General features: G+C 71.0%; 10 protein-coding genes and 1 riboswitch. Of the genes, 4 read left to right on the forward strand and 6 right to left on the reverse strand.

Features of this window, described 5'->3' with window-relative positions:
- The first annotated feature begins 129 nt into the window (after positions 1–129).
- The 3 genes from ACFV9G_RS09370 (at position 130) to gcvP (ending at position 5,424) form a co-directional block, all read left to right on the forward strand.
- Complete coding sequence (locus tag ACFV9G_RS09370; protein WP_378727048.1) at positions 130–1,530, forward strand: MFS transporter; 1,401 nt, start codon at positions 130–132, stop codon at positions 1,528–1,530.
- 151 nt (positions 1,531–1,681) lie between these two features.
- Positions 1,682–2,299: a MerR family transcriptional regulator gene (locus tag ACFV9G_RS09375; RefSeq protein WP_378727050.1), complete on the forward strand. Its 618-nt coding sequence runs from the start codon at positions 1,682–1,684 to the stop codon at positions 2,297–2,299.
- 81 nt (positions 2,300–2,380) lie between these two features.
- Positions 2,381–2,471: riboswitch (glycine riboswitch) on the forward strand.
- A gap of 64 nt (positions 2,472–2,535) precedes the next feature.
- Positions 2,536–5,424 carry an aminomethyl-transferring glycine dehydrogenase gene (gene gcvP, locus ACFV9G_RS09380; protein WP_378727052.1) on the forward strand — a complete coding sequence of 963 codons (2,889 nt, stop codon included), beginning with the start codon at positions 2,536–2,538 and terminating at the stop codon, positions 5,422–5,424.
- Between the two features lie 52 nt (positions 5,425–5,476).
- Here gcvP and ACFV9G_RS09385 read toward each other — a convergent pair whose 3' ends face one another.
- From ACFV9G_RS09385 to pepN, 4 genes are all read right to left on the reverse strand, one after another.
- The gene (locus ACFV9G_RS09385) at positions 5,477–6,697 is read right to left on the reverse strand and encodes a hypothetical protein (protein WP_378727054.1); all 1,221 of its coding nucleotides are present in this window, start codon (positions 6,695–6,697) and stop codon (positions 5,477–5,479) included.
- Between the two features lie 197 nt (positions 6,698–6,894).
- Positions 6,895–9,816, reverse strand: a complete 2,922-nt coding sequence (locus tag ACFV9G_RS09390) for an AAA family ATPase (RefSeq protein WP_378727056.1) — start codon at positions 9,814–9,816, stop codon at positions 6,895–6,897.
- The gene (locus tag ACFV9G_RS09395; protein WP_378727058.1) at positions 9,816–11,015 is read right to left on the reverse strand and encodes an exonuclease SbcCD subunit D; all 1,200 of its coding nucleotides are present in this window, start codon (positions 11,013–11,015) and stop codon (positions 9,816–9,818) included. The genes ACFV9G_RS09390 and ACFV9G_RS09395 overlap by 1 nt, the downstream gene beginning before the upstream one ends.
- A gap of 60 nt (positions 11,016–11,075) precedes the next feature.
- Entirely contained in the window at positions 11,076–13,526 is a 2,451-nt protein-coding gene (gene pepN / locus ACFV9G_RS09400) for an aminopeptidase N (protein ID WP_378727059.1), read from the reverse strand.
- Between the two features lie 37 nt (positions 13,527–13,563).
- Here pepN and ACFV9G_RS09405 point away from each other — a divergent pair, with 37 nt between their 5' ends.
- Complete coding sequence (locus tag ACFV9G_RS09405) at positions 13,564–14,001, forward strand: OsmC family protein (RefSeq protein ID WP_378727061.1); 438 nt, start codon at positions 13,564–13,566, stop codon at positions 13,999–14,001.
- A 13-nt stretch (positions 14,002–14,014) separates the two neighbouring features.
- On the opposite strand, the gene ACFV9G_RS09410 is transcribed toward ACFV9G_RS09405, so the two are convergent.
- Positions 14,015–15,076 (reverse strand): S-adenosylmethionine:tRNA ribosyltransferase-isomerase, encoded by a 1,062-nt coding sequence (locus tag ACFV9G_RS09410; RefSeq protein ID WP_378727063.1) that lies wholly within the window; start codon positions 15,074–15,076, stop codon positions 14,015–14,017.
- The gene (locus ACFV9G_RS09415; protein WP_378727065.1) at positions 15,073–15,771 is read right to left on the reverse strand and encodes an SDR family oxidoreductase; all 699 of its coding nucleotides are present in this window, start codon (positions 15,769–15,771) and stop codon (positions 15,073–15,075) included. Before ACFV9G_RS09415 ends, ACFV9G_RS09410 begins: the two co-directional genes overlap by 4 nt.
- Positions 15,772–15,807: the final 36 nt, after the last annotated feature.

Raw genomic sequence — 15,807 nt, forward strand, 5'->3', positions numbered from 1 at the left:
CCGCACGTCCGGCCCGCGTGAGGGGCCGTGCCATACCCACCCCTGGCGGCACCGCGGCATCACACGGTCTGCCTCTGTGCGCGAGGCGCGACCAGACTTTCCGGCATCACGAACCGGAGGAGGAATCCGATGACCGTACTCGCCCATGAGGCGTCGACCGGCGGCCCGGCGCCGACGCGGCTGGGGAGCGTTCGAGCGCTGCTCGCCGCGCTGCTGGGCTTCACGGTGATCACCGTGGACGTCTCCGCGGTGAACATCGCCCTGCCCTATCTGCATCGGGATCTGGGTGGCGGCATGGCCGGCCTGCAGTGGGTGGTGGACGCGTACACGTTGATGTTCGCGGCGCTGATGCTCTCGGCGGGAGCGGTGACCGACCGGGTCGGACCGGTGCGGGCCTACGCGCTGGGGGTGGTGCTGTTCACGGTGGCGTCCTTGGCCTGCGCGGCCGCTCCGGTGATGCCGGCGCTCATCGCCGCGCGAGTGCTCCAGGGCGCCGCCGCGGCGCTGGTGATGCCGGCGTCGCTGGCGCTGGTCAGGGTGGCGTACGACGACGCGGGGGCCCGCGCACATGCCATCGCGGTGTGGACCGTCGGCGGATCGGCCGCCATGGCACTGGGTCCGGTGGCCGGCGGCCTGCTGAGCGAGTACGCCGGCTGGCGCTGGGTCTTCCTGGTCAACGTGCCGATCGGGATCCTCATCGTCGCCCTGCTGGCGGGTCTGCGGATCCGGCCCGTGCGCCGCCAGGTACCGCTCGATCTCCCGGGCCAGGCCCTCGCCGTGGTCGCGCTGTCCGCGCTGACGTACGCCGTCATCGAGGCCGGTCACACCGGCTGGCACGCGAGTGCCCTGCTCGCGGGTGCGGCGTCGGTCTCGGCGGCGGTGGCGTTCGTCGTCGTCGAGGGTCGATCCGCAGCGCCGGTGCTGCCGCTCGGGCTGCTGGGCCGAGGCCGCGTGATGGTCGCGTTGGTCGCCGGCTTCGGGATCAACTTCGGGTTCTACGGCGGGATCTTCCTGCTCGGTCTCTACTACCAGCAGGTTCGGGGCTGGAGCGGCGCCGAGGCGGGGCTGATGTTCGTCATCCCGGCGGTCCTGACCACCGGTGCCAACGTGCTGGCACCGCGGCTCGCGCACGCCGTCGGTCGGCGGCCGCTCATCGTCGGCGGTCAGCTGATCCTCGCGGTGGCGATGCTCGTCCTGTGCCCGCTCACCACCTCCACACCGGTCTGGCTGGTCCTCGTCCTGCTCATCCCGCTGGCCACGGGTGGCGCACTGGCCATCACCGTCGTCACCGCCGACCTGATCGATGCCGTCGAGCCCGCCCGGGTGGGCGTCGCCACCGGCGTGCTCAGCACGTTCCGGCAGACCGGCGGAGCGATCGCGGTGGCCGTGTTCGGGGGTCTCGGTGCCGGTGCGACGGGCTTCCTCACCCTGTCCGGGATGCAGGCCTGCCTTCTCGTCGGGGCCGTCGTGCTGACGCTGACCGCGCTGGCGTCGACGGGCGGGGCGCGCAGACCCTCATCCTCTACTTGAGGGTTAGGGGGAACGACACGCCGGAGGGGTTCTTTGACCAGGGCCCTTGCGACGCTTACCTTGTAGTTGTCTCTGTTGTAACTCCAACGATGTGGTCCCCCCGCCGCAGCCGTTCATTCCCCGAGTGGAGTTACGCGCAACGGAGTAGACGATGGAGGACATCGTGTTCGACCACGAGCAGAAGCCCGGCCACGGCGCCGACGACGCGCAACGCGCGGCGGAGCAGGCTGACGAGCAGGGCCTTCTCTTCACCGACGATGTCTCGCCTCTGCCGAGCGACACCGGTTACCGCGGCCCGACGGCTTGCAATGCGGCTGGGATCAGCTACCGGCAGCTCGACTACTGGGCTCGCACCGGTCTGGTCGAGCCGAGCGTGCGTGGGGCCACCGGCTCCGGCACCCAGCGGCTCTACTCCTTCCGAGACATCCTGATCCTCAAGGTCATCAAGCGGCTCCTCGACGCCGGGATCTCGCTGCAGCAGATCCGTGCCGCCGTGCACCACCTGCGTGAGCGTGGCACCGACGACCTGACCCGCGTCACCCTGATGAGCGACGGCGCCTCGGTCTACGAGTGCACCAGCAACGACGAGGTCATCGATCTGCTCCAGGGCGGGCAGGGCGTCTTCGGGATCGCCATCGGTGGCGTCTGGCGCGAGATCGAGGGCACGCTCTCCGAGCTCCCCAGCGAGCGCACGGCCGAGGACGGCGAGCAGGTCGCCTCGATGTCCGACGAGCTCTCCGCCCGCCGCGCCGCGCGCAACGCCGGGTGATCTAGGACTCAGTCGACACCAGCCCCGAGGCCCCGCGGAGACGGGACCTCGGGGTGCTGTCGTTTATGCTGGTGGTGCTGACCATCCCGCACGGGAGAGCTCCTCTCGAAGGGGCGCCGAAGGGGCAATTCCTCCCCGGAAACTCTCAGGCACCCACGACTGTGCGGACCAGGCAACTCTGAAGCGGTGCATCCGCGCGTGACAGAGGGGGAGGGCGTACGAGTTGTCTTACTTAGATGCCCTCAGGAGCCACTGTGTCCGACACGCCCACCTTGTCCGAGCTCGATGCCGCCTCCCCGTTCGTGGAGCGCCACGTCGGGCTCTCGGCCGCTGACGAGGCGACCATGCTCGCGCGGCTCGGGTACGACTCGGTAGCCGCGATGATGGACGCAGCCGTCCCGGCGGGGATCCGCTCGGTCGAGTCGCTGGACCTGCCGGCCGCGTTGAGCGAGGCCCAGGTCGCGTCGCTGGCGCGGGAGATCGCGGCCTCCAACAAGCCGGGCGAGGCGATGATCGGGCTCGGCTACCACGCCACCGTGACGCCGCCGGTGATCCGCCGCAACGTGCTCGAGGACCCGAGCTGGTACACCGCCTACACGCCCTACCAGCCCGAGATCTCCCAGGGCCGCCTCGAGGCGCTCATCAACTTCCAGACCATGGTCGGCGACCTGACCGGTCTGCCGGTCGCCAACTCGTCGCTCCTGGACGAGGGCACCGCGGCCGCCGAGGCGCTGGCACTGGTTCACCGCGCCAACCGCAAGGGATCCGGTCCGTTCGTGATCGACGCCGACGCGCTGCCGCAGTCGATCGAGGTCGTCAAGGTACGCGCCGAGGCGATGGGCCTCGAGGTCGTCGTGGCCGACCTCTCGCAGGGCCTGCCCGAGGGTGACGTGATCGGCGTGCTGGTGCAGTACCCGGGTGCCTCCGGGCGCGTCCCCGATCTCAAGCCGGTCATCGACGCCGCCCATGAGCGGGGTGCGCTCGCCGTCGTCGCCGCCGACCTGCTCGCTCTCACCGTCCTGGAAGCGCCCGGCACGCTCGGCGCCGACGTCGTCGTCGGCTCGACCCAGCGCTTCGGCATCCCGCTCTTCTACGGTGGCCCGCACGCCGGCTACATGGCCGTCCACGCGGGGATCGAGCGGCACCTGCCCGGTCGCCTGGTCGGCGTCTCCGTCGACGCCGAGGGGCGGCCCGCGTACCGGCTCGCGCTGCAGACGCGTGAGCAGCACATCCGCCGCGAGAAGGCGACCTCCAACATCTGCACCGCGCAGGTGCTGCTGGCCGTCGGTGCTTCCATGTACGCCGTCTACCACGGCCCCGCCGGGCTGCGGTCGATCGCGACCCGCACGCACCGCTACGCCGCCGTCCTGGCCGCCGCGCTCAAGTCGGCCGGGCTCCCGCTGGTCTCGGAGTCGTTCTTCGACACGCTGGGTGTCACCGTCCCCGGGCGGGCGGCCGATGTCGTCACCGCGGCGCGTCGTTTCGGCGTACATCTTCGTCTCGTGGACGCCGACACCGTCGGCATCTCGACCTCGGAGGCGACGACCCGCTCGACCCTGTCCGCCGTGCTCAACGCCTTCGGCGTCTCCGGCGCGGACCTGGACGAGATCGACCGCACCACGGCCAGCGCGCTGCCCGACGGTCTGCTCCGCACCACCGACTACCTCACCCACGAGGTCTTCAACGCGCACCACAGCGAGACCCAGATGCTGCGCTACCTGCACAAGCTGGCGGCGCGCGACTACGCGCTCGACAAGGGCATGATCCCGCTCGGCTCGTGCACCATGAAGCTCAACGCGACCACCGAGATGGAGCCGATCTCGCTGCCCGGCTTCGCCGACCTGCACCCGTTCGTGCCCGCCGAGGACGCCGCCGGCTACACGCGTCTCGTCGGGGAGCTCGAGGGCTGGCTGGCCGAGGTCACCGGCTACGACGAGGTCTCCATCCAGCCGAATGCCGGCTCGCAGGGCGAGTTCGCCGGCCTGATGGCGATCCGTGGCTACCTGGACGCGCAGGGCCAGGGCCACCGCAAGATCTGCCTGATGCCTTCCTCGGCGCACGGCACCAACGCCGCCTCGGCCGTGATGGCTGGGATGAAGGTCGAGGTCGTGAAGTCGTCGGAGGACGGCACCGTCGACCTCGACGACCTGCGGGCCAAGCTGGACGCTCACGGCGAGAACGTCGCCGCGATCATGGTGACCTACCCCTCGACCCACGGGGTCTACGAGGAGGGCATCACCGAGGTCTGCTCGCTGGTGCACGAGGCCGGTGGTCAGGTCTACATCGACGGCGCCAACTTCAACGCGCTCCTGGGCTACGCCAAGCCCGGCGAGTTCGGCGGGGACGTCTCCCACCTCAACCTCCACAAGACCTTCTGCATCCCGCACGGCGGCGGTGGCCCCGGGGTGGGTCCGGTGGCCGTCCGCTCGCATCTCGCGCCCTACCTGCCGTCGCACTCGCTGCACCCGGACGCCGCCAAGCGCTCGGGCATCGGTGCGATCTCGGCCGCCCCGTACGGTTCGGCGGGGATCCTGCCCATCTCGTGGGCCTACGTCCGGCTCATGGGCGCCGAGGGTCTGACCCGGGCGACGTCGGCGGCGGTGCTGTCGGCGAACTACGTCGCGTCCCGCCTGAACGAGCACTTCCCGGTGCTCTACCGTGGCGAGACCGGCCTGGTCGCGCACGAGTGCATCCTCGACCTGCGGCCGATCACGAAGGAGACCGGAGTCACCGTCGACGACGTCGCCAAGCGTCTCATCGACTACGGCTTCCATGCCCCGACGATGTCCTTCCCGGTCGCCGGCACCCTCATGGTCGAGCCCACCGAGTCCGAGGACCTCGGCGAGCTGGACCGGTTCATCGACGCGATGATCGCGATCAAGGGTGAGATCGACCGGGTCGGCTCGGGCGAGTGGACCGCCGAGACCTCGGTCCTGCGCGGCGCCCCGCACACCTCCCGCGCCCTCGTCGGCGACTGGGACCGGGCCTACTCGCGCGAGGAGGCCGTCTTCCCGCGCGGCATCGACCCCGACAAGTACTGGCCGCCGGTGGCCCGTATCGACAACACCTACGGCGACCGCAACTTGGTCTGCTCCTGCCCGCCGGTGGAGTCCTTCGCCGAGTGACCTCCCGCCGAGTGGGCGCGTTACAACGCGCCGACTCGGCGTGGTTCTACTTTCAGCTGAGGGTCATGTTGGGCTCGCCGTTGGCGTTGAGACCGGTGCCGTGGGTGCAGGTGCCGGACCGCGGCGTACCGGCGTTGTAGGCCTGGCGCAGGCAGTTGCGCAGGGCGAGCTGGCCCCAGTAGTTGGGGTGCAGGCTCTCCTGGATGTAGTAGTTGCCGCTCGCGGTGGAGACGGTGCGGATCTGGTTGACCCACTCGGTCTTGTCGACCGCACCGGCGACCTGCCAGCTCGAGAGGCCCTTCTCCTCGAGGAGGCCGACGGTGTTCTCGCACAGCCGGCGGCCGGCGAACGCGCTGGTGACGTTGAGCGTCTTGATGTTGGTCAGCCCGGAGTCGGTCGCCGCGCCCGAGATCGCGTTGTTGATCGTGGGCAGGATCGTGTTGTACGCGTAGTCGGCATCCGCGTTCCAGAAGCCGCAGCCGCCGGTGTTCTGACGGGTGTAGCCGGACTCGCTGTAGCGGTAGACCGAGGAGGTCGCCAGCGGCGAGGGTACGTTCTGCACGATCAGGGTCCAGGCGTTGTCGGCGTAGCCCGCGTTGCGCATGGCGGTGCGTACGTTCTGGAAGGCGGTGGCGATCCGGGCGCGCACCGCGGCGACGTTGCTCGCGGCCATCGCGTTGGTGACGACCGCGTCGTCCTTGCAGTAGTCCTTGAACCAGGACGGCGAGGCCAGGAAGTCCTGGACGCACTGGGTGACGATGGCGGCGAAGTTGAAGTCGTTGCCGCCGATGCCGATCGTCACGGCCTTGACGTTGTGGCTCGCCGCGAAGCCCTGCAGCATGAGGGCCTGGCCCTGGTTGCTGCCGCTGGAGTAGAAGTCGATCCCGGGCTTGAAGTAGCCGCTGGAGGTGGTCGTGTTGACCATCGCCCCGGAACAGGCCAGGTTGAGCCCGCTCACGCCACCACCGAGGTATGCCTCGGCGGCCGTGCTGCGGTGGCACCGGTTGATCGTCTCCGCGGTGTGGGTGGCGTTGTCGAAGTACGTCGCGCTGCCGCCCGCATCGATGAGCGACTCGCCGGAGTTGCTGTTGCCTGCCCAGCGGCCGGCTTCCCCGGAGACGTAGCTGTCACCCACGGTGACCATCCACGGCGTGCCGCTGCCGGGGCCGTCGGCGTGTGCGGGGGAGGCCATCAACGATGTTGCCGAGAGCAGGGACGCGGGAAGGAGAAGAGTCGCGGCGACCTTGGCGACGCGGGCGGTGAGACGGGGCACGGAAACCTCCGATGAGATCTGGGACCGGCTTCCGCGGTGCGGAGCCGCCTCAGGCTAGAGACGTACGTCACACCAGGGATAGGGCTCGGAGGTAATACCTGTCGCCCGACGGTTAAGTTTTCCCGCGGGCAGCCAAGTCGACCTGAGATCTTTCCGGTTTTCGGGTGATCGACGGACATCCGCCGCCGAGGCGTCGGTCAGCCGTCGCAGACGCGTAACGTCGACCCGCTGCGTCCCTTGCTCACCGCCAGCTGGGTGGGGATGCGCTCCCGCATCTCGGTGACGTGGCTGACCACGCCGATGATGCGGCCACCCTCGCGGAGGGTGTCGAGGACGTCGAGTACGTCATCGAGGGTGTCGGCGTCCAAGGAGCCGAAGCCCTCGTCGACGAAGAGCGTGTCGAGCATCTGGCCGCCGGCTTCGTTCATGATCACGTCGGCCAGGCCGAGCGCCAGCGCGAGGGAGACCACGAAGGTCTCGCCGCCCGACAGGGTGGCCGGGTCCCTCGACTCGCCGGACCAGTCGTCGCGGACCATCAGCGCGAGGCCACCACGGCGGTCGCCGGCGCCCTTGGCCGCGGAGTGCTCCAGGGCGTAGCGCTGGTCGCTCATCTTCGCCAGCCGCTCGTTGGCGGCGGCGACGACCTGGGTGAGGCGGTAGGCGACGACGTAGGCCGACAGGCTCATCTGGAGCTGATTGTCGCTGCTCTTGCCTTCGGCGAAGGAGGCGATCCGGGCCGCGACCTCGAGCTCGTCGCGTACGGGGGCCCAGGTCGAGAGCGCGCCGGACAGGTCGCGTTGCAGGGAGTCGAGGCGAGCGGCCCGGTGGGCGGCGCTGTCGGCCGCCGAGCGGGCGGCGTCAGCGGCATCGGCGGCACTGCGGTGGGCCGTGGCGAGCGTCGGCAGGTCCGGCTCGTCGGTGGCCAGGACCTCGGCGGCGCCGGGGGAGTCGAGCGTCGCTCGGGCGGCCGCCAGGCTGTCGGCGTACGTCTTGATCTGGCTGTTCAGCGCCGCGACCCGCTCCGGCGCCAGCGCGGCGGCGAGGGCGCTCCGGGGGGTGTCGAAGCCTGCCCGGACCGCGGTTGCGGTGAGGGTGCGCTCGGCGCCGGCGAGCGCTTCGGCGGCACGGGTGGCCGCCTCGAGCCGCTCGAGGCTCGTGGTCGCCGCGCGCTGGTCGCGCTCGAGCGTGGTGAGCAGGGCGTCGAGATCCGGGTGGTCACCGCGGACGTCGGTCAGCTGCTCCTCGAGACGCTCGCGCTCTTCGGTGAGGTGGCGCAGCGTGGTCTCGAGCTCGGCAGTGCGGGTCTCGAGCTCGGCACGGAGCGTCGCCGAGCGGGACCGCGTCTCCTCGGCCGCGGCGAGCTCGGCGCGCAGGCCGGCCTCGCGCGCGGCGGTGCGCTCCAGCGAAGCCAGCCGCTCGGCCATCGCCCCGGCGGGCTCGTCGGTCTCTCCGGCAGCCTCCTGGGCGAGCTGCAGACGGGTGGTGAGGTCGCGCACGTGCTGGTCGCGGGCGTGCTCCTCGGCGCTGGCGTTGTCGTAGGTCGCCTGGGCCCCCTTCTCGGCCGCCGCGTCGGGGGCGCCGTCGGCGGGGGAGGCTTTGTGGGGATGCTCGTGGGACCCGCACACCGGGCAGTCCGCGCCGACGGCGAGCGCGCCGGCGAGCTCGGCGGCGATGCCGTCCAGCCGGGCCTGGCGTACGTCGAGATAGCGGGTGCGCGCCTCCATGGCGGCCGCCCTGGCCGACTCGTGCCTGGCTCGGGCGTCGTGGAGCTCCTGGGTCAGCCGGCGGACCTCGGTGACAGCGGTGACCTGGGCGCGCAGCGCCGGGATGGCCGCGACGGCCTCGGTGGCCGCCGCGAGGTCCGCCGCAAGGGCCTCAGCCTGCTGCGGCAGCTCCTCGGCGAGCCGAGCCTGCTCGCGGGTCTGGGTGAGGAGGCGGTCCCGTTGGGTGCCGGTGGACGCGAGCTCGCGGGTGACCTCGCTCAGACGCCGCTGGACCGGCACCAGGGCGCGGGCCTGCGCGAGCCGGGCAGAGATCCGGTCCGCCGCCGACCTGGCATCGGTCACGGTCAGGTCGCTCGGGGCGAGCGAGGCGGCCCTGGCGTGCTCGCGCCGCGCCTGGTCGGTGAGCTCGCTGACCCCGGCCACCGCCTCGGCACGCTGAGCGGACTCGACGCGGCGTACGCGTTCCTCCTGCTCCTCGGCCGCTGCGACGAGACGGCTCTCGGCGGCGGCAGCGGCCCGGAGGCCGCGCTGCTTCTCAGCCATCGCGCGGGCGGCGTCGAGGGCGGCGAGGGTCTCCGACTCAGCGGCCAGGGCCTCCATCGCGGCGCCGGAGGTGACGGCCTGCGACTCGGTGGCCTCCTCGGCCAGAGCGCGGGCCCAGGTGGCGATCGCGCCGTCGCCGGCGGGGAGGCCGAGGTCGTGGACGTCCCAGTCGTCAGGGAGCGTGACCGCCGCGGTCTCGCTGATCCGGCTGACCACCTCGGCGACACCGGCGTTGAGCCCCTCGGAACGCCGCCGGAGCTCGACGCGACGCTCACGCAGCCAGCGCTCGACATCGGCGAAGCGCTCGGTGCGGAAGAGCCGCTCGAGCAGCCGCTTGCGCTCCTCGGCGCTGGAGCGGAGGAAGGCCTGGAAGCGGCCCTGGGGGAGCATCGCGACCTGCACGAACTGCGTCAGCGTCATCCCGAGGAGGTCCGAGACCAGGTGGCCGGCCTCGTCGAGGCGGGTGGTGAGGGTGCGCCACTCCTCGCCGACCTGCTCCATGAGCACGACCGAGGCCTGCTGGGTCGTGGTGCCGGCGCCACGCCGCTTGGGCCGCTCCCACGAGGGGGAGCGGGTGATCCGGAAGCGCCGCTGGGCGAGCGTCGCCTCCAGGACGACCCGGGTCGCAACCTCGGCCGGGGCCCGGTCGCTGCGCAACCGCTTCGCGACAGAACGGTCGCCCGGTACGTCGCCGTAGAGCGCGAAGCAGACCGCGTCCAGGACGCTCGTCTTCCCGGCTCCGGTGGCGCCGGAGAGCAGGAAGAGCCCCGCTTCGGAGAGCTGGTCGAAGTCGACGCTCACCGTGCCCGTGAACGGGCCGAACGCGGTGACCTCCAGGTGGTGAAGGCGCATCAGAAGAGCACCTCGAGCCACTCCTCTTCCTCGGCGTCGCCGGAGCGCGAGTCGAGCGAGTCGACCTCAGGGTCCTCACAGCAGGCATCCACGGCGGTCTGCAGCAGCGCGAGCTCGGCCTTGGCCGCGGGCTCGCCGCGAAGCTCGGCGACGAACTCGGTGACCAGGTCGATGTCACGTCGCGGACGGGACGGGTCGGGCCGGGACAGGGCACCCAGGACCGGCGCGGTCGACTCGAACCCCAGGACGAGCGTGTGCGGGAAGCGACGGCGCAGGCGCTCCATCGCCTGGGCGGGGCGGATCCGGTCGGTCAGGGTGATCTGCAGCCAGGAGGTCTCGTGGACCTCGTGGCGCGGGTCGCTCAGCAGCTCCTCGAGGGTGCCTCGCAGCCTGGCGAGCCCGCGCGGCACCGGGGCCTCCACGAACTCGCTCGCCACGAACCCGGACTCGTCGAGGTCGATGAGCCAGGAGCCCTTGAGGTGGTTGGCCTCGGAGAAGGAGTAGGCCAGCGGGGAACCGCTGTAGCGCACCGTGTCGGTGATCGTGTGGCGGCCGTGGAGGTGGCCGAGAGCGGCGTAGGAGATGTCTTCGAAGAGGCTGGCGGGCACCATCGAGACGCCACCGACGGAGATGTCGCGCTCGGAGTCGGAGGGCTCGGCGCCGGTGACGAAGGCGTGGGCCATCACCACGCTGCGGCCACCCCGACCGTCGAGGTCGGCTCGGACCCGTCGCATCGCCTCACCCAGCGCCGCCTGGTGAGAGCGCGACTCCAACCCCCAGGACGCCCTGGCGGCGTCGGGATCGAGATAGGGGAGACCGTAGAAGGCCACCTCGCCGTGCTCGTCGGGGAGCATCACCGGGCGCCCGACCCCGGCCAGGTCGGTGCGGATGAAGATGCCGGCGGCGTCGATCAGCTCGGACCCGAAGCCCAGTCGCTGGGCCGAGTCGTGGTTGCCGCTGGTGATGACGACCTTCGCCCGCGAGGCCGCGAGCCGGGAGAGCGCCTCCGAGGCCAGCCGCACCGCGTCGACCTGCGGAAGCGCCCGGTCGTAGACGTCGCCGGATACGCACACCACGTCGACCGATCCCTGCTCCACCACGGAGAGGAGATGGTCGACGTACGCCGCCTGGTGCCCGAGCATGCCCTCCCGGTGGAAGGACCGGCCCAGGTGCCAGTCGGAGGTGTGCAGGATCCGCATGAAACGAAAACTATCGGTCAGCGCCGACACTCTCTCCGCCGACTCACCGCCGGAGCCCGCCTACACGGGATAGGTCACCTTGATCGCCAGCTGACGCTGCAGGTTGTCGGCAGCGTCGGAGACCCGACGGCGTACGCCTGGGTCCAGGTCCAGCTCGATGACCGCCCGCGCGGCAGCGAGCGTCTCCTCGGTCACCGATCCGCTCGGGAAGAACGCCTCGGCGGCCTCGGCCAGGCTCCAGCCGGACCGCTTCTCGGCGGTGGCGGGAAGCTCGGCGAAGTAGCGCTCGACGTAGCCCGCGGTGAGCTCGGCCGGACCGGTCCAGAACGCCCGCCCGGCTGCCAGGATGTCGTAGTTCGGCAGGTCGGTCTCGCCGGTGAACACCGACCAGCCGTACGCCTTCGCCTCCGCGTCGGGAATGCTGACCAGCGCGCCGTTGAGGTGGATGCGGGCCTCGTTGGCCGGCTCCGTGTCGTACGCCGCCTGCAGCTCGGAACGATCCGCGAACCCGTTCTCGGCGAGCTTGGCCAGGATGCGCCAGCGCAGGTCGAGGTCGGTCTCGATCCCGGCCGGGGGAGTGGCCAGCCACTCCCGCAGCAGGGACTCGGAGGTGGCCGAGCGGATCGCCGTGCGGTAGGCCGAGAGCTGGAGCTCTGAGCCGGGAGCGACCTCGGCGAGCTTGCGCAGAGCCGCCTCGTGCAACCGCTCGCGCGCCCCGGCGGGTGCCAGCGGAACCACCGCGCCGAAGAGCCAGGGCATGGTGCGCCGCGGGCTGTCCTCGACGTCCTCGACCGGCAGCGAGGCCTCGGCGATGTCGACGACGTCGGCCGGGTCGACCGCGGCGTTGAACCAGGCGCTGCGCAGGTTGTTCCACACTCCGGCGCGCAGGCCGCCGTCGGTCACGTCCGGTAGTGCCCCCTTGAGCGCCTGCACCGTCTCCCAGTCGGGGATGGCCGAGGCCCAGGTGTCGTCGTAGGGGTCGAGCACGACGGCGTTGGCGGCTACCTGGAGCGGCGTCTGGTCGCCGCTCACCGTGATCTCCTGGCTGGTCCACTGCGTGCCGTTGAGGATCGCCGCGCGGAAGGTGTGGGAGCGGTCGGCGGGGTGCCGCGACGGGGCGGTGCGGTTGACGACCATCTTGGCCGGGTCCCACGACAGCGTGTCCGGACCGGCGGTGAGCAGCCACTGGGAGGTGAAGGTGTCCAGGTCGAACTCGACACCCGCCTCGGCTGCCGCGGAGTCCCAGGACGCGAACAGGTCGTGCATCGTCGCGTTGCCGAACCGGTGCTTGGTGAAGTGGTCGATCGCGCCCGCGAAGAAGACCTCGTCACCCAGCGACGCGGCGAGCTGGCGCAGGATCGCCGAGCCCTTGGAGTAGGAGATCCCGTCGAAGTTCTGCAGCGCCGAGACGGCATCCTCGGCGCCGTTCCCGGCGACCGAGTGCGTCGAGCCGCGCTGGTCGGCGGTCAGACCCCACTGGCGGCGCGCGTAGGACATGTCGGCCCAGGCGTCGTCGTACTCGGTGACGTCGGCGGTCACCCGGTTGCCCATGTATTCGGCGAACGACTCGTTGAGCCACAGGTCGTCCCACCACTGCGGCGTGACCAGGTCGCCGAACCACTGGTGGGCCATCTCATGGGCGACCGTGGTGGCACGCTGGATCCGCATCCCGCGGGTCACCCGCGAGGTGAAGACCAGCGGGTCCCGGAAGGTCACGCACCCGGGGTTCTCCATCGCGCCGGCGTTGAACTCCGGCACGAACGCCTGGTGATAGTTGCCGAACGGGTAGCGGATCCCGAAGAGCCGGTGGAACTCGTCGAAGCACTGCTTGGTGATCGTGAAGAGCTCCTCGGCGTCCTTGTCGAGGTCGGCGGCGATGCTCTGCCGCGAGCTCAGAGACAGCGGGATCCCGTCGTGCTCGTCGTAGATCATGTGCCACGGACCGGCGACGAGAGTGACGAAGTACGTCGAGAGCGGCTGGCTCCGCTCGAACTCCCAGGTCCCGGGCTCGGTCTGGGTCCCCGGCGCGTTGCCGATGACCGTCCAGTCGTGCGGCGCGGTGACGTGGAAGATGTAGGGCGCCTTCAGGTCCGGCTGGTCGAAGCAGGCGAAGATCGTCGGGGCCGCGTCCATGAAGCACATCCCGTAGACGTAGGCCCGTCCGTCGGCCGGGTCGACGCTGCGGTGAAGCCCCTCGCCGTCGTTGCGGAACGGCATGGTGGCCTCGACGACGAGCTCGTTCGGGCCTTCCTGCGTGCTGATCGGGAGACGCCCCTTGGCGAGCGTGGCCGGGTCGACCGGGCTGCCGTTGAGGACGATCCGCTCGACCGAGACCGGCTTCAGATCGACGAACGTCGGCCCGCCCTTCGAGGTGAACCGGATCGTCGTCACCGAGTGGAAGGTCTCCTCGCTGGAGGCGAGGTCGAGGCGTACGTCGTAGTCCTCGATCTTCAGCAGTCCGGCACGGGCGGTGGCCTCGTCACGGCGCAGGGGCAGGCTCTGGGTGCTCACGTCGCACAGGCTAACTGGCGGATGGCAGTCTTACCCCATGACTTCTGATGCGGCAGACCAGCGCTCGGTATCTCTGGAGAAGATCGGCGAGCACCGCTTCCGCGCGATCAACGCGCGCGGCGGCACCGTGGTGATCGGCCACGGCGACGACCCCGACTTCACACCGGTCGAGCTGCTCCTCGCGGCCCTGGCCGGCTGCAGCGCTCTGGACGTCGACTTCATCACCGCCAAGCGGTCCCCGATGGAGACGTTCGAGGCACTCGCGGCGGCCACCAAGATCCGCGACGAGCAGGGCAACCGCCTCGTCGACATCTCGGTCACCTTCGACATCACCTTCCCCGAGGGCGAGGCCGGCGATACCGCCCGCAAGGTCCTCCCGGACGCCATCAAGAAGTCCGAGACCCGGCTGTGCACCGTCGGCCGCACCGTCGCCGTCGGCACCCCGGTGACCTACGGCGAGGGCGCCCTCTCCTAGCCCGTCTCGGCGATCACGGGAGCAGGAGGGCGGAGTCGCCGAACTCGTGCCACAGATAGCCGTCAGCGGCGGCGGCGTCATAGGCCGCCTGGGTGAGCTCGGGGCCGGCGACCGCCTCGACCAGGAGCAGATGGCTGGCCTGCGGGTCGTGCCAGCCGGTGATGAGCCCGTTGACGACGTACGGCGGGTTCGCCGGTGTGATGACGCGGTCGGTCCACCCGCTCGCCGCCCTGACCGCGCCCGTCGCGGGGATGACCGCCGACTCGAGGGCTCGGGTGACGGTGGTGCCGGCCGCGACGACGCGGCCACCGGCGTATCTGGTCTGCTCCACCAGCCGTGCCGTGGTCTCGGAGACCTCGAACCACTCCGCGCCGGGGGCCTCGCCGGCCTCCTGGGAGGAGACGCCGGTGTGCAGGGTGATGGGCGCGATCTGGATCCCGCGGGTGACCAGCTCGGTGACCAACGGGTGGGTGAACGGGCGTGCCGCCGACGGCATCTCGGCGCTCCCGGGGCGGTGCCCGAAGATCGTCTGGTAGGCGGAGAGCGGGTAGCGCCGGTCGAGATAGCCGTACGCGATCGGGCGGCCGGCATGCTCGAGCTCGGCGGCAACGTCGCCGGTGACCCGGGCGCGCCACAGCCGGTTGCCTTCGCCGGTGGGGGAGGAGGCGCGACCGTCGGGGTAGGGCTCCCGCAGCGTGACCCGGAGGCCCGCGGTCACGACCACGTCGCCCTCGGCGGCGTCGAGCACGGACCGGGAGGCGTCCGGAGCCGAGCGGATCTCCACGGCCCAGCCGGTGTCGAGACGCTGAGCGAGGTGGAGGACGACCCGGCCGCGGCCGACCATGTCGGCATCGAGCTGGCGCGCCTCGGTCACCGAGTCGTTGACCACGACCAGGTCGCCGGGGGAGAGGTGGTCGGCGAGGTTGCGGAACCGCGCATGTCGTACGCCGCCGGGTTTCGCCACCAGGAGGCGTACGCCGTCGCGCTCGAGCCCGCGCCACTCCGCGGGCGCGGGGGCCGTGGTGTCGTCGGGAAACGGGAAGGTGGTCGTCGGTCGTTCGGCGAGCATCGTCATCGGGTGGCTCCAAGCTGTGCGAGATCGGTGGCGCGGTAGCGCCCGGTCGGCTCGTCGCCGGCGAGCAGCGCGAGCAGGTGCGGAACGACCGATTCCGGTAGCGGTCGGTCGGAGATGTCCTCGCCGGGGAAGGCGTCCTGGTGCATGGCGGTACGCATGTCGCCGGGGTCGACGGCGTACGCGCGAATGCCGTTCTCCTCGCCGAGGGTGAGGATCAGGTGGTCGAGCGCGGCCTTGCTCGCGGCGTACGTTCCCCAGGTCGGGTAGTGCTCCACCGCCGCGTCGCTCGAGATGCCGACGAGGGTCCCGCGCGAGGCGATCAGGTAGGGGAGGAGTCGCTGGGTCAGGGTGAGCGGGGCGAGCAGGTTCGTCTCGAGCACGCGCGAGAAGAGGCTTTCGGGGACCTCGGCCAGGGGAAGCATGGGACCGAGCTCGCTGGCGTTGTGCACGAGCAGGTCGAGGCGTCCGTGCCGGGCGACGGCGGCGGCGATCGCGTCCTGATGGTCGAGGTCGCGTACGTCCCCGCTCAGCGTCGTCACCCGAGAGTTGCCCGGCAGCGCGGCATGGAGACGGTCCGCGTCGCGGGCGTCGGTGACGACGTTCCAACCCTTGTCGATGAGGGAGGTCGCGAGGGCGAGTCCTAGCCCCGCGGATCCGCCGGTGATGACGGCTACTTCGTTGTCTGATCTGTTCATGCCCCCTAGGATTCAACCTAAAGTGAACTTGAGATC

This window comes from Nocardioides sp. NPDC059952 (genome assembly GCF_042730435.1).
GTDB lineage: Bacteria > Actinomycetota > Actinomycetes > Propionibacteriales > Nocardioidaceae > Nocardioides.

Coding starts and splice junctions, on each gene's coding strand:
- gcvP (WP_378727052.1), top strand. CDS start 2,536: ATGCCCTCAGGAGCCACTGTGTCCGACACGCCCACCTTGTCCGAGCTC.
- ACFV9G_RS09405 (WP_378727061.1), top strand. CDS start 13,564: ATGACTTCTGATGCGGCAGACCAGCGCTCGGTATCTCTGGAGAAGATC.
- ACFV9G_RS09415 (WP_378727065.1), bottom strand. CDS start 15,771: ATGAACAGATCAGACAACGAAGTAGCCGTCATCACCGGCGGATCCGCG.
- ACFV9G_RS09395 (WP_378727058.1), bottom strand. CDS start 11,015: ATGCGGATCCTGCACACCTCCGACTGGCACCTGGGCCGGTCCTTCCAC.
- ACFV9G_RS09410 (WP_378727063.1), bottom strand. CDS start 15,076: ATGACGATGCTCGCCGAACGACCGACGACCACCTTCCCGTTTCCCGAC.
- ACFV9G_RS09375 (WP_378727050.1), top strand. CDS start 1,682: ATGGAGGACATCGTGTTCGACCACGAGCAGAAGCCCGGCCACGGCGCC.
- ACFV9G_RS09370 (WP_378727048.1), top strand. CDS start 130: ATGACCGTACTCGCCCATGAGGCGTCGACCGGCGGCCCGGCGCCGACG.
- ACFV9G_RS09390 (WP_378727056.1), bottom strand. CDS start 9,816: ATGCGCCTTCACCACCTGGAGGTCACCGCGTTCGGCCCGTTCACGGGC.